This is a genomic window from Pseudomonas sp. RIT-PI-S, from assembly GCF_025642975.1.
Taxonomy (GTDB): Bacteria; Pseudomonadota; Gammaproteobacteria; order Pseudomonadales; family Pseudomonadaceae; genus Aquipseudomonas.
In genome coordinates, this window is record NZ_JANZKJ010000002.1 from 259,740 (window position 1) to 280,507 (window position 20,768).

Consider the following 20,768-nt stretch of genomic DNA (forward strand, 5'->3'; position numbering starts at 1 on the left):
CTCGGCGATTCGCCGGGCCGTTTTCGTTTGGGTGGCTGCCGCTCGCGTGGTGTTATCGGCAATGCGCTTTGACAGAAGACCAAAGGCGCGGGTTAGAATCGGTTGGCACGTTCTCTGCACGTGCCTCCCCCTGGATTTTGAACGGAGTACTGCCCTTGGATGCCGCTACCATCAACAGCCTGTTTCTGATCGGCGCGTTGCTGGTCGGTGCGAGCATTCTGGTCAGCTCGCTGTCCTCGCGGCTCGGCATCCCAATCCTGGTCATTATTCTTGCGGTCGGCATGGTGGCGGGCGTCGACGGCGCCGGGATCGTGTTCGACAACTACCCCACTGCCTACCTGGTCGGCAACCTCGCGCTGGCCGTGATCCTGCTCGATGGCGGCCTGCGCACGCGCGTGGCCAGCTTCCGAGTCGCCCTCTGGCCGGCGTTGTCGCTCGCCACCGTAGGGGTGCTGATCACCACCGGGCTGACAGGCTTGGTGGCCGCCTGGCTGTTTAACCTGAACTTGATGCAGGGCCTGCTGATCGGCGCGATCGTCGGTTCCACGGACGCCGCCGCAGTGTTCTCGCTGCTGGGCGGGAAGGGCCTGAACGAGCGGGTGTCCGCCACCCTGGAGATCGAGTCCGGCAGTAACGACCCGATGGCGGTGTTCCTCACCGTCACCTTGATCGATGCGCTCGCCAGCGGGGAAAACGGCTTTCACCTGAGCCTGCTGCTGCATTTGGTGCGCGAGTTCGGCATCGGTAGCTTGCTGGGGCTGGGCGGGGGCTGGGTAATGCTTTATCTGGTCAACCGCATTAACCTCGCGAACGGGCTCTATCCCTTGCTGGTCATCAGCGGCGGCCTGGCGGTGTTCGCGCTGACCAACGCTGTGCATGGTAGCGGTTTCCTGGCGGTGTACTTGTGCGGGTTGGTGTTGGGCAACCGGCCGATTCGCAGCCGCCACGGCATCCTCCATATGCTCGACGGCATGGCCTGGCTGGCGCAGATCGGCATGTTCCTGGTGCTCGGGCTGTTGGTTACCCCGCACGAGCTGTTGCCGATCGCCTTGCCGGCGTTGGGTTTGGCGCTGTGGATGATCCTGTTCGCACGGCCGCTGTCGGTGGCGGTCGGCTTGATTCCGTTCAAGGCCTTCCATGGCCGCGAAAAGGTCTTCATCAGCTGGGTGGGCCTGCGCGGCGCAGTGCCGATCATCCTGGCCGTGTTCCCGCTGATGGCGGGGCTACCCCAAGCCCAGCTGTACTTCAACCTGGCGTTCTTTATCGTGCTGGTTTCGTTGCTCGTGCAGGGCACCAGCTTGCCGTGGGTTGCCAGGCTGTTGAAGGTCACGGTACCGCCAGACCCGGCACCTATTTCCCGTTCCGCCCTGGAAGTGCACCACACCAGCGAGTGGGAGCTGTTCGTCTACCGTCTGGGCGTAGAAAAGTGGTGCATCGGCGCTGCCTTGCGGGAGCTCAAGATGCCCGAAGGCACGCGCATCGCCGCGCTGTTTCGCCACGAACAACTCTTGCACCCCTCGGGGAGCACGGTACTGGAGGTCGACGATATTCTCTGCGTCATCGGCCATGAGCATGACCTGCCTGCCCTGGGCAAGCTGTTCAGCCAGGCACCGCAGCGAGGGCTGGACCTGCGTTTCTTCGGCGACTTCGTTCTCGAAGGCGATGCCGAGCTGGGCGCGGTAGCGGCGCTCTATGGCCTTCAGCTCGACGGCGAAGACCCGCAGACCACCCTTGGCCGGTTCATCAGCCACCGCGTTGGCGGGGCGCCAGTGGTCGGCGACCAGGTGGAATGGAACAGCACCCTGTGGACCGTCGCCGCCATGGATTCCAACCGCATCGCCAAGGTGGGTGTGCGCTTCCCCGAGGGAGCCAAGCCAGGGCCAGGGCTGTTTTTGTAGCCGCGCATGGGCGTGTGCGTAGCCTGCGAACAGCGCCACAGCGGTTCGCGGGCATCGCCCACGCCGACAGCGGTGGCCGTAGTTGGTCTAAAGCCCGTAAAATACCGCGTTCAGTCATTTGACCTGCCTCTGAACATGCCAATCTTGCGCGCTCTACTGTGCACCGCCCTGCTCGGGTTGCTAACCATTCCGGCGTTCGCGGCGGATGCCCCAACGACCGATACCATCCAGCAAAGCCTGGACCACATCGCCGACCGCAAGCTGTCGGATGCGGACCAAAAAGCCCTGGAGCAGGTGCTCGAGCAAACCCTGACCTTCCTGGCGCAGAAGGCTGATCGTGAGCAGCAGCTCACCGCGGTCAAGCAGCAGATCGCCGAAGCGCCCCGGCAGACCGCTGACAATCAGCGTGACCTGGATCGCCTGAAGGCCACTCGTATCCTCCCGGTTGCGCAGCGCTATGCCACCATGACCGTGCCTCAGCTCGAACAACTGCTGGCCGACCGAGGCGCCCAGCAGAGTGACCTGCAGCGAGCGCTCGGCGACGCCAACACCCTGAGTATCGCGGCGCAAACGCGGCCGGAGCGCTCCCAGACCGAAATCGCCGACGCGCAAAGCCGCATCCAGCAGATCAACGCCACCCTTAAGAACGGCAGGGAAAGCGGCAAGCTGGTCAGTGCCGACCTGCGCAACCAGTACCTCGCCGAGCAAGCGTCACTGGCCGCACTGATCGCCTTGCGTCGCCAGGAGCTGGCCGGCAACAGCCTGCTGCAGGACCTGGGCAACAGCCAGCATGACCTGCTGATCGAGAAGATCGGCCGCCTCGCCCAAGAGGTGCAGGACCTGCAATCGCTGATCAACCAGAAGCGCCTGGCGCAGTCCCAGGAAACCGTCACCCAGCAGTCGCTGGAGGCGCAGAAGGCTGGCAACAGCAGCCTGTTGGCTACCCAGAGCGCAACCAACGTCAAGCTCTCGGACTACCTGCTGCGCAGCACGGATGAACTCAATGAGCTGACCCAGCGCAACCTGCATACGCGGCAGCAGCTCGATACCCTCACCCAGGCCGACCAGGCGCTGGACGAACAGATCAGCGTGCTCAAGGGCAGCCTGCTGCTGTCCAAGATCCTCTACACGCAAAAGCAGGCCCTGCCCGCGCTCAAGGTGGACCGTAACCTGGCGGACAAGATCGCCGACATTCGCCTGTATCAGTTCGAGGTCAACCAACAGCGCGAGGCACTAAGCAGCCCGGCGGCCTATGTGGACAGCCTGATCGCCACCCAGCCGGCCGAAGACGTCACCCCCGCGCTGCGCAAGTCTTTGCTGGACATCGCGGTGACCCGCGCAGACCTGCTCGAGCGGCTGAACCGCGAGCTGAGCGCCTTGCTGAACGAATCCATCACGCTCCAGCTCAACCAGAAGCAATTGCTTGATACCGCCCAAAGCCTAAGGGCCACGCTGGACGAGCAGATGTTCTGGATACCCAGCAACAGGCCGCTGGACACCGAATGGCTGGGCAACCTGCCGCGCCGGCTGGCCGCGCAGGTCACAACCCTGCCTTGGGCGTCGAGTGTCAGCGAACTGGCCGAAGGTCTGGCCCAGCGCCCGCTGCTGTTTCTCCCGCTGCTGCTGGTGATAGGCGCGCTGCTGTGGCGGCGCAGTTACCTCTACGGCAAGCTCAACCAGGTGCACCGCAACGTCGGGCACTTCCGCCGTGACAGCCAGTGGAATACCCCCCTGGCCATTCTGGTCAACGTGCTGCTGGCGATGCCCGTCGCATTGGCCCTCGCGGTGTGTGGCATCGCCCTCCAGATCGACGCCCGCGGGCAGAACCTCAGCCTGGGCTCGGCCTTGCTGCAAATGGCCAAGGCCTGGCTGATGTTCTATACCGCCTACCGGGTGCTGTCACCCGGCGGGGTGGCGGAGCTGCACTTCCGCTGGGACAAGGCGCAGGTGGCCTTTCTACAGGGCTGGGTGCGCAGGCTGGGTATCGTGGTCATGGCGCTGGTGGCCGTGGTTGCGGTAGCGGAGTTGCAACCGTCCGGCCTCGCCGAAGACACCCTGGGCATCCTGGTGGTGCTGACCTGCTTCGCCCTCATGGCCTGGCTGCTCAGCCGGTTGCTGTTGTCGAGCCCCAACCACAGCAATGCCTCGTTGTTCCGCAAGCTGATCGCCGTGCTCTTCACCTTGCTGCCGGTCGGCTTGTTCCTGGCGGTGTGCTTTGGCTACTACTACACCGCCCTCAAGCTCACCGACCGCCTGATCGCCACCCTCTACTTGCTGATGTTCTGGCTGGTCATCGAGGCGGCGTTCGTTCGCGGCCTGAGCGTCGCGGCCCGGCGCCTGGCCTATAACCGCGCCCTGAGCAAGCGCCAGGCAACGCGCGAAACCGGCGGCGACCCGGAAACCCTGATCGAGGAGCCCACCCTGGACATCGACCAGGTCAACCAGCAGTCGTTGCGGTTGATCCGGCTGGTGCTGCTTGGCAGCTTCCTCGGCGCGCTCTACTGGGTATGGTCGGACCTGATCAGCGTGTTTGCCTACCTGGACAACATTACCCTGTACGAATACACCAGCGGCACCGGCACCAGCATGAGCAGGGTGCCGATCAGCCTCGGGGATCTCCTGGGCGCCCTGGTGATCATCGGCATCACCTTCGTGCTCGCCGGCAACCTGCCTGGTTTGCTGGAAGTGTTCGTGCTGTCCAAGCTCAACCTGGGCCAGGGCAGCGCCTACGCCACCACGACCCTGCTGTCCTACACCATCGCCGGCATCGGCTTCGTCACCACCCTGTCCACCTTGGGCGTGAGCTGGGACAAACTGCAATGGTTGGTGGCGGCCCTCTCGGTAGGGCTGGGGTTCGGGATGCAAGAGATCTTCGCCAACTTCATCTCCGGGATCATGATCCTGTTCGAGCGACCGGTGCGCATCGGCGACACCATCACCATCGGCAACCTCTCCGGCACGGTCAGCAAGATCCGCATCCGCGCCACTACCATTACCGACTTCGACCGCAAGGACATCATCGTCCCCAACAAAACCTTCATCACCGGCCAACTGATCAACTGGTCGCTGACCGACACCATCACCCGGGTCACCCTGAAGGTGGGCGTGGACTACGGCTCAGACCTGGACACCGTGCGCCGGCTGTTGCTGCAGGCCGCTGATGAGAACCCGCGTGTGCTCAAGGAGCCAGCCCCTATCGTATATTTCCTGGCGTTCGGCGAAAGCAGCCTGGACCACGAGCTGCGCATGCACGTGCGGGACCTGGGCGACCGGAACCCGGCGCTGGATGAGATCAACCGGTTCATCAACCGCGAGTTCAAGAAGCATGGCGTGAACATTTCCTTCCGCCAGCTCGAAGTCCATCTGAAAAACCCGGAGGGCTTCGAACAACTGCTGGTGGGCAGGGCCAACCCTGATCAAACCGATCCGGTATAGAGCAGTCCCATACGTAATGGCTGATTTCCAGGGGGCGTCAATGAAAGCGTTGGACGAACTAGAGTTCGATAACCGCTTCGCTCGCCTGGGCGACGCCTTTTCGACCCGCGTGACGCCGGAGCCCATCGAGGCGCCGCGGCTGGTGGTTGCCAGCGAAGCGGCCCTGGCGCTGCTGGACCTGGACCCTACCGAAGCGTACACCCCGCTGTTCGCCGAGGTTTTCAGTGGGCACCAGCTCTGGGCCGACGCCGACCCCCGGGCCATGGTGTATTCCGGCCATCAATTCGGGCACTACAACCCGCAGCTGGGCGACGGCCGCGGATTACTTCTCGGCGAAGTATTCAACGACGCAGGCCAGCACTGGGACCTCCACCTCAAGGGCGCGGGGCAAACGCCTTGGTCGCGGATGGGCGACGGTCGAGCGGTGCTGCGCTCGTCGATCCGCGAGTTCCTTGCCTCCGAAGCCTTGCACGCCTTGGGCATCCCCACCACCCGGGCCCTTTGCGTGATCGGCTCGGACACCCCGGTATGGCGTGAACGGCAGGAACGAGCGGCCATGTTGCTGCGGATGTCGCCCAGCCATGTGCGCTTCGGTCACTTCGAGTACTTCTACTACACCCGCCAGCCTGAGCTGCACAAGCAGTTGGCAGACTACGTGCTGGCCGCGCATTTCCCGGACTGCCTGGCTGCCGAACAGCCCTACCTGGCCATGTTCCGCACGGTGGTCGAGCGCAATGCCGAGCTGATCGCCAAGTGGCAGGCCTATGGCTTTTGCCACGGGGTCATGAACACCGACAACATGTCGATCCTCGGCCTGACCTTCGACTTCGGCCCCTACGCGTTCCTCGATGACTTCGACGCGCAGTTCATCTGCAACCACTCCGACGACCAAGGCCGCTACGCCTATAGCAACCAGGTGCCCGTGGCCCATTGGAACCTCAGCGCGCTGGCGCAGGCCTTCACCCCGCTGATCGAGGTCGACGCGCTGCGCGATGCGCTGTCGCTGTTCCTGCCATTGTTCCAGGCGCACTACCTGGACCTGATGCGCCGACGGCTGGGCCTCACCACTGCCGAGGACGACGACCAAGCCCTGGTGGAGCGGCTGCTCAAGCTGATGCAGGGCAGCGCCGTGGACTACACGCTGTTCTTCCGCCGCCTGGGCGAACTGGCGCCACAAGCGGCCCTCGGCCTTTTGCGCGACGACTTCGTCGACCTTGCCGGGTTCGACGCCTGGGCCGCGGCCTATGTGGCCCGGCTGGAACGCCAGCCGGCCGAGGCGTCCACCGCCCGAAGCGCTCGCATGAACGCCGTGAACCCGCTGTACGTGCTGCGCAACTACCTGGCGCAGAACGCGATCGAAGCGGCGCAAGCTGGCGATTACAGCGAGGTGCGCCGGTTGCACCAAGTGCTATGCCGCCCCTTTGAGGCGCAAGAAGGCATGGCAGCCTATGCCCAACGGCCACCGGATTGGGGCAAGCATCTGGAAATCAGCTGTTCGTCCTGAGCAGCGGGCCGGCTCCTCGCTTAAACGCGCCCTTGTTCCTGTATGATCGCGACATCAGGACCAGGCCCTACCCCCATGGCTTCGAAACCTTTCGGGAATACCCTGCGCCGCCTCTGGGCGCGAGACAAATTCAGCTACAGCATTCGGGTATTCATCGCCCTCACCGGGAGCATGGCGCTGTGCTGGTCGCAGAACGAGCTGCATATGCTGATCCCGTTGTTCTTGGGGATCATCGCAAGCGCCCTCGCCGAAACCGACGATAACTGGCAAGGCCGCCTGACCGCCTTGCTGGTGACGCTGGTGTGCTTCAGCGTCGCCGCGTTCTCGGTGGAGCTGCTGTTCCCTTACCCGATCGTATTCGTTACGGCGATGGCCCTGGCGAGCTTTTCCCTGACCATGCTTGGGGCTTTGGGCGAACGCTACGGGGCGATCGCCTATGCAACCTTGATTCTCTCCGTGTACACCATGATCGGGGTGGACCAACGCGGCGGCGAACTCACCAGCTACTGGCACGAGCCTGCGCTGCTGGTGGCCGGCGCGGCGTGGTACGGGGTGCTCTCGGTGCTATGGCAGGCGATGTTCTCCAACCAACCGGTGCAGCAAGGGCTGGCCAGGGTGTTTCGTGAGCTGGGCCTGTACCTGAAGATCAAGTCTTCACTGTTCGAACCCATCCGCGGCCTGGATGTTGAAGGCCGGCGGCTCGAGCTGGCTCGGCAGAATGGCCGCGTGGTGGCGGCGCTGAACACCTCCAAGGAAATCATCTTCAACCGGGTGGGCAGCTCACGCCCTGGCTCGAAGGTCAGCCGTTATTTGAAGCTCTATTTCCTTGCCCAGGATATTCATGAGCGCGCCAGTTCCACCCATTACCCCTACAACGCCCTGGCCGAGGCCTTCTTCCACAGCGATGTGCTGTTTCGCTGTCAACGCCTGCTACGCCAGCAAGGCAATGCCTGCCAGCGGCTAGCCGAAGCCCTGCAGCTGCGCCAGCCCTTCGTTTACGACGACACCTTCGCCGAGGCACTGAGCGACCTGCATGCCTCTCTGGAGCACCTGCGCATCCAGAGCAATCCGGCCTGGAAAGGCCTGTTGCGCTCATTGGGGGCACTAGCCACCAACTTGGGAACCCTGGACCACGTGCTCAGCGACGCGAGCAACCCCGACACCCTGGCAGAGGCCACCGACAGCAGCCTGCTGGACCGCTCGCCGCGCAGCCTCAAGGATGTGTGGCTGCGGCTGCGCCAGCAGTTGACTCCAACCTCCTTGCTGTTCCGCCATGCGCTGCGCCTGCCATTGGCGCTGACTATCGGCTATGTGATGGTGCATCTGATCCACCCGAGCCAAGGCTATTGGATCATCCTGACCACGCTGTTCGTGTGCCAGCCCAGTTACGGCGCCACGCGTCGCAAGCTGGGCCAGCGCATCATCGGCACGGCGATCGGCCTGACGGTCGGCTGGGCGCTGTTCGATCTCTTCCCCAGCCCGGTCATCCAGTCCTTGTTCGCGATCGCCGCGGGGCTGGTGTTCTTCGTCAACCGCACTACCCGTTACACCCTGGCGACGGCGGCCATTACGCTGATGATCCTGTTCTGCTTCAACCAGACCGGCAACGGCTACGGGCTGTTCCTGCCGCGCCTGCTCGATACCCTGCTGGGTAGCTTGATCGCCGGCTTGGCAGTGTTCCTCTTCCTGCCGGACTGGCAGGGCCGCCGCCTGAACAAGGTGCTGGCCAATACGCTGAGCTGCAACAGTGCTTACCTGCGGCAGATATTGCGCCAGTACGCCGAGGGCAAGCGAGACGACCTCGCCTACCGATTGGCCCGGCGCAATGCGCACAATGCTGATGCGGCGCTGTCCACCACGCTGTCGAACATGCAGCTCGAGCCAGGGCATTTCCGTAAGGAGGCCGATGCCGGCTTTCGCTTTCTGGTGCTCTCCCACACCTTGCTCAGCTACCTCTCCGGCCTGGGCGCGCACCGTGGCACCAGCTTGCCGGAACCGGTACGCGATGAGCTGATCGCAGGTGTGGGCGAACAGTTGGCGGCGAGCCTGGAAGAAATCGCCAAGGGCTTGGCCGAACGCAGCAGCGTGGCCGTACACAACGAGCAGGAGCAGGCATTGGCTGAACAACTGGAGCAGATGCCCGAAGAACTCGATGAAAGCCAGCGGCTGGTGCAAACCCAGCTGGCCCTGATCGCCCGCCAGCTGGCGCCCTTGCGGACCATGGCGGCGCATCTGGCACAGCCGCGGCCTGCCAACCGGCCCGCACCGGGCCTATAGGCCGTAGCGCTTGAACAACCGAGCCAGCGAACCATCGTCGCGCATGGCCGCGATGGCCTGGTCGAACCCAGTAACGATGGCGTCGTGTTCAGGGTGCTTGAGGCTCACCAGGATATGCAGGCTGTTCTCGGCCAGCGGCGGCTCCAGCAGCTCAACCTGATTGCGCACCGCCAGTGGTTCCTGGTTGAGCTGGTAAGTGGCAACGTATTCATCTTCGATGGCCAGCTTGACCCGCCCCCCGAGCAACATAGTGATTGCCGCGGCAAAGTTCTGCACAGGGACTTTCTGCAGCTGAGTGGCGTTATCGAAGTCTGGGGAGTAGGCATAGCCACGCACCACTGCGATAGGGTATGGGGCCAGCCCTTGTAGACCGTTGCTGAAGTCGACATTGCTGTCACGCCGGCGGATAAAGCGGACGCGGTTGGTCAGGTAACCGCTGGAGAACTTCCCTAGCCGGGCTCGCTCGGCGGTGTACCAGGCGTCGACCAGCACATCGTAGCGGCCGTCGCCAATGCCTAACAAAGCACGGGCCCACGGCACCTCATCAACGTGAACGCTATAACCCGCGCGTTCCAGGGCCATGCTCACGATGGCCGTTGCCAGGCCGCCTCCTTCCATCCTGGCGTCGGAAAAAGGCGGCCAGGGGTCTGCAACCAGCCGAAGCGTTTCGCTCCAACCGCTGCCCGGCGCTATCAGCATGACCACAACACAACAGCATCGAAGCGATCGCCACATGCTTTTTATCCTGTTCGGCCGGTGCCTCGGGCGCGCTGCGGTTAGGCCAACTCCGCTGGCAGCCGTGATGGCCAGGTGGTGCTCCCGGCTCGCTTTCCGTAATACGCCACGCGCTACCTGGGAATCAAGCGAAATCCGATTGGTATCGGGAAGGGAAATGGCTGGCATCCGTGGCCGTCAGCGGGTGCGCGATCATGAAGCCTTGAACATATTCACAGCCGTTATCGACCAACCAACGGTATTGCTCGGCAGTCTCCACCCCTTCGGCAACAACCGTGATAGAGAACTGGCGGCACAGGTCGATGATCGCCCGCGCAATCCCAGCGTCGCGCTCCGACTGGGGCAACCTGGCAATCAGCTGGCGGTCGAGCTTGATCGTGTCGATAGGTAGTTCGCGCAATATGGTCAGAGAGCAGTGCTCCCAGCCAAAGTCGTCCAACGCCACGCGCACACCCAGGCCTCTGAGCAACAGCAGCTGACGGCGGGTTTCGTCCAGGTTGTGCAGCAAGGAGGGCTCCACGACTTCGATTTCAAGCTGATGAGGCATCAGGCCGTTGGCGGAAATCGCATACTGCAACTCGGCCACAAGGTTAGGCATGCTGAACTGAGCGTTACTCAGGCTCACGCCCAACACCAAGTCGTCGTCAAACCGCTCACGCCACTCCCGCCGCTGGGACGCGCCCTCTTGGTAGATCCAGGAGGTCAACCGGCTGATCAACCGTGCCTCCTCGAGCAAGGGGATAAACAGGCCAGGGGGCACATCGCCAACACTGGGGTGCTGCCAACGCAGCAGCGCCTCGAAGCCCCGCAGGCGGCCATCGGCGAGGCGGATCTGCGGCTGGTACACCAGCGAAAATTCCTTGTGCTCGATGGCCGCTGAAACGCTTTCTTCGAGCAACAGCCGTGAACGGGCGCGGACGTTGAGGTCCTGGTCGTAGTAGCGGTACTGCTGCTTGCCGGCCTGCTTAGCGGCATACATGGCGATGTCCGCTGCGCGCAGCAGGTGCTCGAGGTTGACCCCGCATTCCGGATAGGTGGCAATGCCGATACTTACCCCCAGGGTGACTTCCAGACCGTCGATCTGGCTGCAGCTGCGCATGCGCTCGAGGATTTTCTCTGCGACCTTGGCGGCCTGCTCGGGGTAGTCCAGGGTGTCGAGCAGCGCCGTGAATTCGTCGCCGCCAATACGCCCGATGATGTCGTACGGGCGTAGCAAGTCTTTCAACTGCGTGGCGACCCAGCGCAGCACTCGGTCGCCGGCATCGTGACCATGGGTGTCATTGATCCGCTTGAAGCCATCCATGTCCAGGTACAACAGGGCCTGGCTCTTCTCCGGGCGTTCGTTGCGCACCAAGGCACTTTCGACGGTCTGGTAGAAGCCGCGGCGGTTGAGCAGCCCGGTGAGCGGATCGGTGACCGCCTGGAACTCCAGCTGTTGGTGAAGGTTGCGCACCACGGACATGTCTTGGACCGTGAGCACCATGGCTTTTTCCGAAGCCAGCGGCGCGCACGACAGCGAGACCGGCAGGGACTGGCCGGCATAGGTGCGCAGGATGGCGTCGTGCACCCTGTGGATATCCCGCAGCGTGTAAGCGCGGAAGAACTCCGATTCATGCCAGCTGGCAACGCTGGGCTTTTCAATGAAATCCAGTAACCGGGCGCTTTGCAGCTCATCGATAGTCGCGCCCAATAGACGGGAAATGGCCGGGTTGGCGAAGCGGATGTTGCCCACCTCATCAATGACCAGGATGCCTTCGGCAGCGTTCTCCAGCACGGAGGCATTGAATGCCCTGGCCGTCTCCAGGTCGCGCGTCAGCCGCTGTAATTCGCGGCGGCTGCGCTGCTGCTCGAGGATGGCCTGAACCTTGGGCTTGAGGATCTCCGGGTCGATCGGCTTGAACAGGTAGTCCACCGCCCCATTGGCGTATCCCTTGAGGACCGCGGCATCCGATTGTTCATTGGCAGTGAGGAAGATGATCGGGGTGAGGCGAGTACGCTGGCTTCCCTTCATCAGCCGGGCCACCTCGAAGCCGTCCATGCCAGGCATCTGCACGTCCAGCAGCACCAGATCGACCTCATGCTGCAATAGCAGGCCCAGCGCTTCCACGCCCGACGGTGCCGTCATCACCTGCCAGTCCTGGCGCTCCAGCAGCGCCCGCATGCTCAGGAGATTCTCCGGATAGTCGTCCACCACCAGGATGGTCGAGCGGTCTTCGGTCGGTTTGGTGTGCGCGCGATCCATGCTACTTCTCATCTACAGGGTGGCCACAAGCCAGCGTTCGCTGGGCATGGGTAGAAGACACTCTAGCCGCGCTTTTGTCGCATAACGCAACGGTAAAACTCACAAATTGTGACGTAGCTGACGAACGGTATTTTGCTGAAACGCCCCAAATCAAGGGGTTATGCAAGGCCGACAAACGGCTGGCGCCAAAGGGATGGCGGGAAGCTTTGGAGCGTGTATCGTTCTTTTCATACAAAGGGAGGCCACCTTTTATATGCCCGGATTGTTCCGGGTTTTTTGATCACTTCATTCGGCCATTAACTTTTCTTCAGCTTTAGTAGTGTAGGTGAATTATCATGATCGACCTCTCCACCTGGAACCTCAGCATCCCTGTCGGCACTCCCGCTACCACTATCGATACCCCGGTTTTGGTAAAGGGCTACAAGGACCAGTACTTCCATGCGGACACCAATACCCTTTTCTTCTGGGCACCGGTTACCGGCTCGGTTACCAAGAGCGCCAAGTATCCGCGTAGCGAACTGCGTGAAACCAACTCTGATGGTTCGGTGCATAACTGGAAGTACCCCGCTGCCGATAACTATCTGCGCGCTACCCTCACGGTCAACCAAGTGCCGTCCAGCGGCAAAGTGGTGATCGGCCAGATCCACCAGAACGGCAGCAACGAGCCGCTGATCAAGCTGGAATACCAGTACAAAACCAGCAGCAAAACCGGCAACATCGTGGCAAAACTGCGCTCGTCGCCATCGCAGGACGAGCCGACCGTTATCCAGATCGGTACTGGTGTAAAACTGAATACCAATTTCGATTACACCATCCACCTGGACCCGAACGGAACGCTTTCGGTAAACGCAGCGAACTACCAGTGGACTACCAAGCTTAACAGTGCGTGGAAAACCAAAGACCTGTACTTCAAGGCAGGCGTATATGTACAAGACAACACGGGTTACGCTACGGAAGGTGGCCAAGTAACATTCAGCAAGCTGGCCATCAGCCATGTTAAGCCGTCTTGATGTAACTATTATGTCGCTGTCTTAAGCGCAAAATAAAAAGCGGCTGGTGCCGCTCCGTTAAACGGAGCAGGCACCAACCGCTTTTTTTATGCCTGGCTGCTTAGTTTACTTTTGCTGCCAGCTCGCCCTTGGCATAACGCTGGAACATGACTTCCAGGGACAGCGGTTTGATCTTCGAAGCCATACCGGCGGTACCGAATGCCTGATAGCGGTCGATGCACACGTCGCGCATGGCAGTGACGGTGTGCGCCAGATATTTACGCGGATCGAACTCACTAGGGTTCTGAGCCATGAACCGACGGATAGCACCGGTGGACGCCAGGCGCAGGTCGGTATCGATATTCACCTTGCGCACGCCGTACTTGATGCCTTCAACGATCTCTTCAACAGGCACGCCGTAGGTTTCTTTGATGTCGCCACCAAACTCATTGATGATCGCCAGCCAATCTTGCGGCACAGAGGAAGACCCGTGCATTACCAAATGGGTATTGGGGATGCGCTTGTGGATTTCCTTGATGCGGTCGATCGCCAGGATGTCGCCGGTTGGCGGCTTGGTGAACTTGTACGCGCCGTGGCTGGTACCGATGGCGATAGCCAGGGCATCGACCTGGGTTTGCTTGACGAAGTCTGCGGCTTCTTCCGGGTCGGTCAGCATTTGGCTGTGGTCCAGAATGCCTTCAGCGCCCACGCCATCTTCCTCGCCGGCCTGGCCGGTTTCCAAGGACCCCAGGCAACCCAACTCACCTTCCACGGACACGCCGCAGGCGTGAGCGAAGGCTACGGTTTGCTTGGTCACGCGCACGTTGTATTCGTAGTCTGACGGGGTTTTGCCGTCTTCCTTGAGCGAGCCATCCATCATCACCGAGCTGAAGCCCAACTGGATGGAGCGCTGGCAAACATCGGGGCTGGTGCCGTGGTCTTGGTGCATGACCACCGGAATATGCGGAAACTCCTCGACCGCGGCGAGAATCAGGTGCCGAAGGAACGGGGCGCCGGCGTACTTGCGAGCGCCAGCGGACGCCTGCACGATCACCGGCGAGTCGGTCTTGTCGGCCGCTTCCATGATCGCGCGCATCTGCTCAAGGTTGTTCACGTTGAACGCTGGCACGCCATAGCCGAATTCGGCGGCGTGGTCCAGCAACTGGCGCATGCTAATCAGTGCCATGGTTTGTCTCTCTCCCGGTCCAGGGTCGTTAAAGTTGCAAGCGCGGCCACCCAAGCGACCGCCCTACAGGCTATTTACGGGCCATCACGAGGCCCGCGTATGTTCACGGGGCCTTGCAACCCCGGCCAATCAAATCATTGGTAGCGACCCAGTACACCAGCCCGCTCTCGCCCCGAAGGTCGACGGCCAATACCCCGTCGCTATACAGCTGCCCCTCGGTGCCTGGCTCGGCGTGCAGGCGGTAAAGCCGGTCGCTGCTGCCAAGTTTCACCTCAATCACCGAGCGGTCTGCCTCGGCATATCGCCAGTCGAGCTCGGCCCGGCTATCACACTGCCAGTGCGCCCAGGGGCCCACTGGCGCCGGCGATAGCATCGAACACCCCGCCACTGCCAGCAGAGCTGTCAGGGCGCCCAAGGCCGCAAGGCTCCTCATCGCCTACCCTTATCAAAATGCCTGCTTTGCCGTGGCGAAGCAGCCAGGTTAATGCGACTGGCAATCCTGAAGGTTGTTATTACCGCCAGTCGGGTCGCCCGTCGCGTTGGTTTGCACGCGCTGGTCGTTCTGGTTGCTGGGTAAATCAACAGGGGCTGGGCTGAATACTTCACACGCACTGTGCTCGCCACCGAACATCGAGCACCCTGAAAGCGCAAGCATGAAACAGGCCGAAGCTACAATCGACTTCATGGAGGACTCCTTTCACAAACCGGGAATGACCTTCAGAAGACCGCCTCGCTGCGTGTTCGTTGCCTCAGGGGCAGGGCTTGTGACCCTCCTCGCCATTTTCCGTGTCGTAGTTATCCAACGCTTCCTGCCCCTGGCGCTTGTTGATCACCGCGGCTGTCTGGGCCTGCCAATCCGCCTCGGCGCATCCGCCCTCGGCGGTACCGGCAGGCGGCGCCGCTTGCACAGCAGGCTGGCTGGCCGCGTTGTCGTGGCTACAGCCCGCCAGCGCATACGCCACTGCCAGCACCACAAAAGCGCGATACATGCCTGGTCAGCCCTTCGCGCGCTGTTCGAGCACTTCAACCGCAGGCAATACCTTGCCTTCCACGAACTCCAGGAAAGCGCCACCGCCGGTGGAGATGTAGGAAATCTGCTCGGCTACGCCGTACTTATCGATGGCGGCCAGGGTGTCGCCCCCACCCGCGATGGAGAATGCAGCGCTTTGGGCGATCCCTTCAGCCAGCACCTTGGTGCCATTACCGAACTGGTCGAACTCGAACACGCCAACCGGGCCATTCCACAGGATAGTACCGGCCTTCTTCAGCAGCTGCGCGAACTGTTCGGCGGTCTTCGGGCCAATGTCCAGGATCATGTCGTCATCGGCCACTTCGTCGAGCGTCTTGACGGTCGCAGTGGCGGTCTCGGCGAACTCCTTGGCCACAACTACGTCCACCGGCAACGGCACGCTCACCTTGGCGGCGATGGCCTTGGCGGTTTCGAGCAGGTCCGGCTCGTACAGGGACTTACCCACCTTATGGCCCGCAGCCGCCAGGAAGGTGTTGGCGATGCCGCCACCCACGATCAACTGATTGCACACCTGGCTGAGGCTGTTGAGCACGTCCAGCTTGGTGGAAACCTTGGAGCCGGCCACGATGGCAACCATAGGCTGGGCCGGTGTTTTCAAAGCCTTGCCCAAGGCGTCGAGCTCAGCGGCCAGCAATGGGCCAGCCGCCGCAACCTTGGCGAACTTGGCCACGCCGTGGGTCGATCCCTCGGCACGGTGAGCGGTGCCGAACGCGTCCATCACGAAAACGTCGCACAGCGCAGCGTACTTCTGCGCCAGCTCGTCAGCGTTTTTCTTTTCGCCTTTGTTGAAGCGCACGTTTTCGAACAGCACCACGTTGCCCGGCTCTACGGTGTATCCATCCAGGTAATCGGTGACCAGAGGAACCTCGCGGCCAAGGGCCTTGCTGAGGTAGTCCGCTACCGGCTTGAGGCTGTTCTCCGCGGAAACCTCGCCTTCGGTCGGCCGCCCCAAGTGCGAGCAAACCATCACCGCCGCGCCCTTCTCCAAAGCCAGGCGAATGGTCGGCAGCGAAGCGACGATACGCGCGTCGCTGGTGACAGCGCCGTCCTTGACCGGAACGTTCAGGTCTTCGCGGATCAGCACGCGCTTGCCTTGCAGGTCCAGGTCGCTCATTTTCAACACGGTCATGTGTCAGTCCTTAGGCGTGTTCGTTTGTTGTGGTGGCGATGCCGAGGAAGTGGCCTGCGACATCAAGCATTCGGTTGGCAAAGCCCCATTCGTTGTCGAACCAGGCCAGCAAGTTGACCAGCCGTGGGCCAGACACCCGGGTTTGGCTGGCGTCGACGATGGCCGAATGCGGGTCATGGTTGAAGTCACAACTGGCGTGCGGCAGCTCGGTGTAAGCCAGCAATCCTTGCAAGGGCCCGCCCGCGGCGGCTTCGCGGAGCACGCGGTTGACTTCCCGCGCATCGGTATCGCGAGCGGTTTGCAGGGTGATGTCCAGGCAAGACACATTGACGGTGGGCACGCGCACTGCTTTGGCCTGAATTCGACCCGCAAGTTCCGGAAGCAGCCGCTCTATTCCCCTCGCCAGCCCGGTAGACACCGGAATCACCGACTGGAAGGCCGATCGAGTGCGGCGCAGGTCTTCGTGATGGTAGGCATCGATCACCGGCTGGTCATTCATGGCCGAGTGGATAGTAGTGATCGAGGCATACTCGATGCCGAAGGCAGCGTCGAGCAGGCGCAACAGCGGCACCGCGCAGTTGGTGGTGCAAGAGGCATTGGACAGCAGCCGTTCGGTGCCGTCGAGATGATGCTGGTTGATGCCGTAGACCACGGTGGCATCCACGTCCGCCTCGCCAGCCATGGGCTGGGAGAACAACACCCGCGGAGCGCCGGCGGCCAGGAACCGCTCGCCGTCGGCACGGGTGTGCCAGGCGCCCGAGCACTCCATGACCAGATCAAGTTCCAGGCTTGCCCAGTCCACGCCCTCCGGCGTCGCGCTACGCAACACTTGCAAGCGGTCCCCGTTGATGCACAGCTCGCCGCCTGCGATTTGCACGTCACCCGGAAAGCGGCCGTGGGTGGAATCGAAGCGGGTCAGGTATTCCAGGCTTGGAAGGTCAGCCAGGTCGTTGAGCGCGACCACTTCGATGCCGCCGCGATCACGACGCTCGTACAGCGCCCGTAGCACGCAACGGCCAATGCGGCCATAGCCATTGAGAGCGACCCGGTAAGGGCGGGATAAAGACATGGCGTGGTTCACACCTTATAGGGGCCGGCACTGCCGCGGTGCCGCCCCTGATTCCCGGGCCAGACCGCGGCAGCGCGGCGGCGTCAGTCTTCCAGCAGTTCGTTGGCGATACCGACGATGTTTTCCACGGTAAAGCCGAACTCCTCGAACAAGGCCGGGGCCGGGGCCGACTCACCGAAGGTAGTCATGCCAACGATGCGCCCCTCGAGGCCGACGTACTTGTACCAGAAGTCCGCGTGGGCCGCCTCGATGGCGATACGCGCGCTCACTTCCAGCGGCAGCACAGACTGCTTATAGGCGGCGTCCTGGGCGTCGAACACGCTGGTGCTCGGCATGGACACAACCCGCACTTTACGGCCTTCGCCGGTCAGTGCATCGGCGGCCAGCACGGCCAGGCCGACTTCGGAGCCGGTGGCGATGAGGATCAGTTCCGGTTCGCCGTCGCAATCCTTGAGGACATAGCCACCCTTGGTCACGTTGACCAATTGCGCGGCGTCGCGCGGCTGGTGCGTGAGGTTCTGCCGCGAGAAGATCAGCGCGGATGGCCCATCGTTGCGCTGCAGCGCGTACTTCCAGGCAATGGCCGACTCCACCGCATCGGCTGGGCGCCAGGTGTCCAGGTTTGGAGTGCCACGCAGGCTCGCCAGTTGCTCGATCGGCTGGTGGGTTGGGCCGTCTTCGCCCAGGCCGATGGAGTCGTGGGTGAACACATAGAGCACACGCTTTTTCATCAGCGCGGACATGCGCACGGCGTTACGCGCGTACTCCATGAAGATCAGGAAGGTTGCGCCGTACGGAACGAAACCACCGTGCAGGGCAATGCCGTTCATGATGGCGCTCATGCCGAACTCACGCACGCCGTAATACAGATAGTTGCCTGCGGCGTCTTCGGCGCTGATGCCCTTGCAGCCTTTCCACAGGGTCAGGTTGGAACCGGCCAGGTCGGCCGAGCCGCCCAGCAACTCCGGCAGCAGCGGGCCGAAGGCATTCAGGGTGTTCTGGCTGGCTTTGCGGCTGGCAACGGTTTCGCCCTTGGCGGCGACTTCAGCGATATAGGCATCGGCCTGCTCGGCGAAATCAGCCGGCAGCTCGCCGCTCATGCGGCGGATCAGCTCGTTGGCCAGGTCCGGATGCGCAGCGGAATAAGCGGCAAAACGCTGGTCCCATTCGGCCTCGGCGGCGGCGCCCTTCTCACGGCAGTTCCACTCTTTATAGATGTCCTGCGGGACTTCGAACGGGCCGTGGTTCCACTTGAGGTTGGCGCGGGTGAGAGCGATCTCGTCATTGCCCAGGGGAGCGCCATGGCACTCTTCCTTGCCCTGCTTGTTGGGCGAGCCAAAGCCGATGGTGGTCTTGCAGCAGATGAGCGTCGGTTGGGCGCTCTTGCGCGCCGTTTCGATCGCGGTCTTGATTTCGTCGGCGTCGTGGCCGTCTACGTTACGGATGACTTGCCAACCGTAGGCTTCGAAGCGCTTGGGGGTGTCGTCGTTGAACCAGCCTTCGACCTCGCCATCGATGGAGATGCCGTTGTCGTCATAGAAGGCAATCAGCTTGCCCAGGCCCAGAGTGCCCGCCAGCGAGCATACTTCATGGGAGATGCCTTCCATCATGCAGCCATCGCCCAGGAACACGTATGTGTTGTGGTCGATGACCTTGTGGCCCGGGCGGTTGAACTGCGCTGCCAGGGCTTTTTCGGCGATAGCGAACCCTACCGCGTTGGCAAGGCCTTGGCCGAGCGGGCCGGTGGTAGTTTCAACGCCCGGGGTGTAGCCGTATTCCGGGTGCCCCGGGGTGCGGCTATGCAGCTGGCGGAAATTCTTCAGATCGTCGATGGACAGGTCGTAGCCGGTGAGGTGAAGCAGCGAATAGACCAGCATGGAGCCGTGGCCGTTGGACATAACGAAGCGGTCGCGGTCCACGAAGGCCGGGTTGGCCGGGTTGTGCTTGAGAAAGTCACGCCACAATACTTCGGCGATATCGGCCATTCCCATGGGGGCGCCGGGATGGCCGCTGTTGGCTTTCTGCACGGCATCCATGCTGAGGGCACGAATGGCGTTGGCACGCTCACGACGGCTGGGCATCGCTGATCTCCACTTGAAAGGATGAAACTGCAAAAGCGGCATTTTCGCTGATGGCCGGGTGTGCTCGCAATCGAAGTTAGCCGGCAGCACACATATTTCGCCCTTAAACGGTTCACTGGGCAATATCAAAACTTTTTGATATTAGCCTTGCGAGGTGCTCAGGGCCGCACTAGACTCCCGCCACTATGAGCCTGCGCGTACCTTCGATCCGCCACGAACCCGCCGACGATCTGGCCAGCCTGTGCAAGGCCGGCGGCGATCCGCTGCGCTTGAACGTGCTGCGGGCCTTGGCCTGCGATTCGTTTGGCGTACTGGAACTCGCGCAGATTTTCGATATCGGCCAATCGGGGATGAGCCATCACCTGAAGGTCTTGGCCCAGGCTGGGCTCGTGGCTACGCGTCGTGAAGGCAATGCCATTTTCTACCGCCGCGCGCTTCCCGCCGATCACCGCCTTGGCGGGCGCCTGCACGGTGCGCTGCTCGAAGAAGCGGACACCCTCGAGCTGCCGGCAGATGCCCAGCGGCGGCTGGCCGAGGTAGAGCGCCAACGCGCCGCCGCCAGCCAGGTGTTTTTCTCGCGGGTGGCGGATCGGTTTCGCGCGCAGCAAGACCTGATCGCCGGCCTGCCTCAGTACCGCGACAGCTTGCTGGCGCTGCTTGACACGCTGACCCTCGGCCCTGCCGCGACCGCACTGGAAGTCGGCCCGGGTGACGGCGGTTTTCTGCCCGAGCTGGCGCGCCGCTTCAGCCGGGTGACGGCTGTGGACAATAGCGCCGAGATGCTCGACCTGGCGCGCCAGCTGTGCCAGCGCGAAGCGCTGGGTAACGTTGAATTGAAGCTGGACGACGCTCTGGGTGAACTGGCCCTCGGCGCCGATTGCGTGGTGGTGAACATGGTGCTGCATCACTTCAGCGACCCCGCCTACGCCATGAAACAGCTCGCTGCCCGGGTCAACCCCGGAGGCAGCCTGCTGGTGACAGAGTTGTGCAGCCATGACCAGGATTGGGCCAGGACGGCCTGCGGAGATCTCTGGCTGGGCTTCGAGCAGGAAGAACTGGCCCGCTGGGCCACCGCTGCGGGGCTTCGCCCCGGGGATGGGCTCTATGTGGGCCTGCGTAACGGTTTCCAGATACAGGTTCGCCACTTCCGGCGGCCGGCTGGCGACACTCACCATCGGTAATTTTTCAGGAAG

At 62.4% G+C, this 20,768-nt stretch carries 15 protein-coding genes; 6 read left to right on the top strand and 9 right to left on the bottom strand.

What is annotated here, in order from left to right:
* Positions 1–155 precede the first annotated feature (155 nt).
* The 4 genes from OGL93_RS05190 (at position 156) to yccS (ending at position 9,114) form a co-directional block, all read left to right on the top strand.
* Positions 156–1,898 (top strand): potassium/proton antiporter, encoded by a 1,743-nt coding sequence (locus OGL93_RS05190; RefSeq protein ID WP_263261313.1) that lies wholly within the window; start codon positions 156–158, stop codon positions 1,896–1,898.
* A 135-nt stretch (positions 1,899–2,033) separates the two neighbouring features.
* Positions 2,034–5,333 carry a mechanosensitive channel MscK gene (gene mscK, locus OGL93_RS05195; protein WP_263261314.1) on the top strand — a complete coding sequence of 1,100 codons (3,300 nt, stop codon included), beginning with the start codon at positions 2,034–2,036 and terminating at the stop codon, positions 5,331–5,333.
* 40 nt (positions 5,334–5,373) lie between these two features.
* Positions 5,374–6,837: a protein adenylyltransferase SelO gene (locus OGL93_RS05200; protein WP_263261315.1), complete on the top strand. Its 1,464-nt coding sequence runs from the start codon at positions 5,374–5,376 to the stop codon at positions 6,835–6,837.
* 75 nt (positions 6,838–6,912) lie between these two features.
* The gene (yccS, locus tag OGL93_RS05205) at positions 6,913–9,114 is read left to right on the top strand and encodes a YccS family putative transporter (protein WP_263261316.1); all 2,202 of its coding nucleotides are present in this window, start codon (positions 6,913–6,915) and stop codon (positions 9,112–9,114) included.
* Here the strand turns inward: yccS and OGL93_RS05210 are convergent.
* Complete coding sequence (locus OGL93_RS05210) at positions 9,109–9,813, bottom strand: transporter substrate-binding domain-containing protein (RefSeq protein ID WP_263261501.1); 705 nt, start codon at positions 9,811–9,813, stop codon at positions 9,109–9,111. The two genes, yccS and OGL93_RS05210, sit on opposite strands and share 6 nt — an antisense overlap.
* A 160-nt stretch (positions 9,814–9,973) precedes the next feature.
* Entirely contained in the window at positions 9,974–12,091 is a 2,118-nt protein-coding gene (locus OGL93_RS05215; RefSeq protein ID WP_263261317.1) for an EAL domain-containing protein, read from the bottom strand.
* Positions 12,092–12,426: 335 nt separating this feature from the next.
* Between OGL93_RS05215 and OGL93_RS05220 the strand changes: the two genes are divergently transcribed.
* The gene (locus tag OGL93_RS05220; RefSeq protein ID WP_263261318.1) at positions 12,427–13,101 is read left to right on the top strand and encodes a polysaccharide lyase family 7 protein; all 675 of its coding nucleotides are present in this window, start codon (positions 12,427–12,429) and stop codon (positions 13,099–13,101) included.
* Between the two features lie 100 nt (positions 13,102–13,201).
* Here the strand turns inward: OGL93_RS05220 and fba are convergent, their stop codons facing one another.
* From fba to tkt, 7 genes are all read right to left on the bottom strand, one after another.
* Positions 13,202–14,266 carry a class II fructose-bisphosphate aldolase gene (fba, locus tag OGL93_RS05225; protein WP_263261319.1) on the bottom strand — a complete coding sequence of 355 codons (1,065 nt, stop codon included), beginning with the start codon at positions 14,264–14,266 and terminating at the stop codon, positions 13,202–13,204.
* A gap of 103 nt (positions 14,267–14,369) precedes the next feature.
* Positions 14,370–14,699 (bottom strand): MliC family protein, encoded by a 330-nt coding sequence (locus OGL93_RS05230; RefSeq protein ID WP_263261320.1) that lies wholly within the window; start codon positions 14,697–14,699, stop codon positions 14,370–14,372.
* A 48-nt stretch (positions 14,700–14,747) separates the two neighbouring features.
* Positions 14,748–14,951 (bottom strand): hypothetical protein, encoded by a 204-nt coding sequence (locus OGL93_RS05235; protein WP_263261321.1) that lies wholly within the window; start codon positions 14,949–14,951, stop codon positions 14,748–14,750.
* A gap of 64 nt (positions 14,952–15,015) precedes the next feature.
* Entirely contained in the window at positions 15,016–15,255 is a 240-nt protein-coding gene (locus OGL93_RS05240; protein WP_263261322.1) for a hypothetical protein, read from the bottom strand.
* Between the two features lie 6 nt (positions 15,256–15,261).
* Entirely contained in the window at positions 15,262–16,425 is a 1,164-nt protein-coding gene (locus tag OGL93_RS05245; protein ID WP_263261323.1) for a phosphoglycerate kinase, read from the bottom strand.
* Positions 16,426–16,435: 10 nt separating this feature from the next.
* Positions 16,436–17,494: an erythrose-4-phosphate dehydrogenase gene (gene epd, locus OGL93_RS05250; RefSeq protein ID WP_263261324.1), complete on the bottom strand. Its 1,059-nt coding sequence runs from the start codon at positions 17,492–17,494 to the stop codon at positions 16,436–16,438.
* A gap of 83 nt (positions 17,495–17,577) precedes the next feature.
* Positions 17,578–19,575, bottom strand: a complete 1,998-nt coding sequence (tkt, locus tag OGL93_RS05255; RefSeq protein ID WP_263261325.1) for a transketolase — start codon at positions 19,573–19,575, stop codon at positions 17,578–17,580.
* 185 nt (positions 19,576–19,760) lie between these two features.
* Here tkt and OGL93_RS05260 point away from each other — a divergent pair, with 185 nt between their 5' ends.
* On the top strand, positions 19,761–20,756 hold the full coding sequence (locus tag OGL93_RS05260; RefSeq protein WP_263261326.1) for a metalloregulator ArsR/SmtB family transcription factor: 996 nt from the start codon (positions 19,761–19,763) through the stop codon (positions 20,754–20,756).
* The last annotated feature ends 12 nt before the right edge of the window (positions 20,757–20,768 follow it).

Coding starts and splice junctions, on each gene's coding strand:
- mscK (WP_263261314.1), top strand. CDS start 2,034: ATGCCAATCTTGCGCGCTCTACTGTGCACCGCCCTGCTCGGGTTGCTA.
- OGL93_RS05200 (WP_263261315.1), top strand. CDS start 5,374: ATGAAAGCGTTGGACGAACTAGAGTTCGATAACCGCTTCGCTCGCCTG.
- yccS (WP_263261316.1), top strand. CDS start 6,913: ATGGCTTCGAAACCTTTCGGGAATACCCTGCGCCGCCTCTGGGCGCGA.
- OGL93_RS05210 (WP_263261501.1), bottom strand. CDS start 9,813: ATGCTGATAGCGCCGGGCAGCGGTTGGAGCGAAACGCTTCGGCTGGTT.
- OGL93_RS05215 (WP_263261317.1), bottom strand. CDS start 12,091: ATGGATCGCGCGCACACCAAACCGACCGAAGACCGCTCGACCATCCTG.
- OGL93_RS05220 (WP_263261318.1), top strand. CDS start 12,427: ATGATCGACCTCTCCACCTGGAACCTCAGCATCCCTGTCGGCACTCCC.
- fba (WP_263261319.1), bottom strand. CDS start 14,266: ATGGCACTGATTAGCATGCGCCAGTTGCTGGACCACGCCGCCGAATTC.
- OGL93_RS05230 (WP_263261320.1), bottom strand. CDS start 14,699: ATGAGGAGCCTTGCGGCCTTGGGCGCCCTGACAGCTCTGCTGGCAGTG.
- OGL93_RS05235 (WP_263261321.1), bottom strand. CDS start 14,951: ATGAAGTCGATTGTAGCTTCGGCCTGTTTCATGCTTGCGCTTTCAGGG.
- OGL93_RS05240 (WP_263261322.1), bottom strand. CDS start 15,255: ATGTATCGCGCTTTTGTGGTGCTGGCAGTGGCGTATGCGCTGGCGGGC.
- OGL93_RS05245 (WP_263261323.1), bottom strand. CDS start 16,425: ATGACCGTGTTGAAAATGAGCGACCTGGACCTGCAAGGCAAGCGCGTG.
- epd (WP_263261324.1), bottom strand. CDS start 17,494: ATGTCTTTATCCCGCCCTTACCGGGTCGCTCTCAATGGCTATGGCCGC.
- tkt (WP_263261325.1), bottom strand. CDS start 19,575: ATGCCCAGCCGTCGTGAGCGTGCCAACGCCATTCGTGCCCTCAGCATG.
- OGL93_RS05260 (WP_263261326.1), top strand. CDS start 19,761: ATGAGCCTGCGCGTACCTTCGATCCGCCACGAACCCGCCGACGATCTG.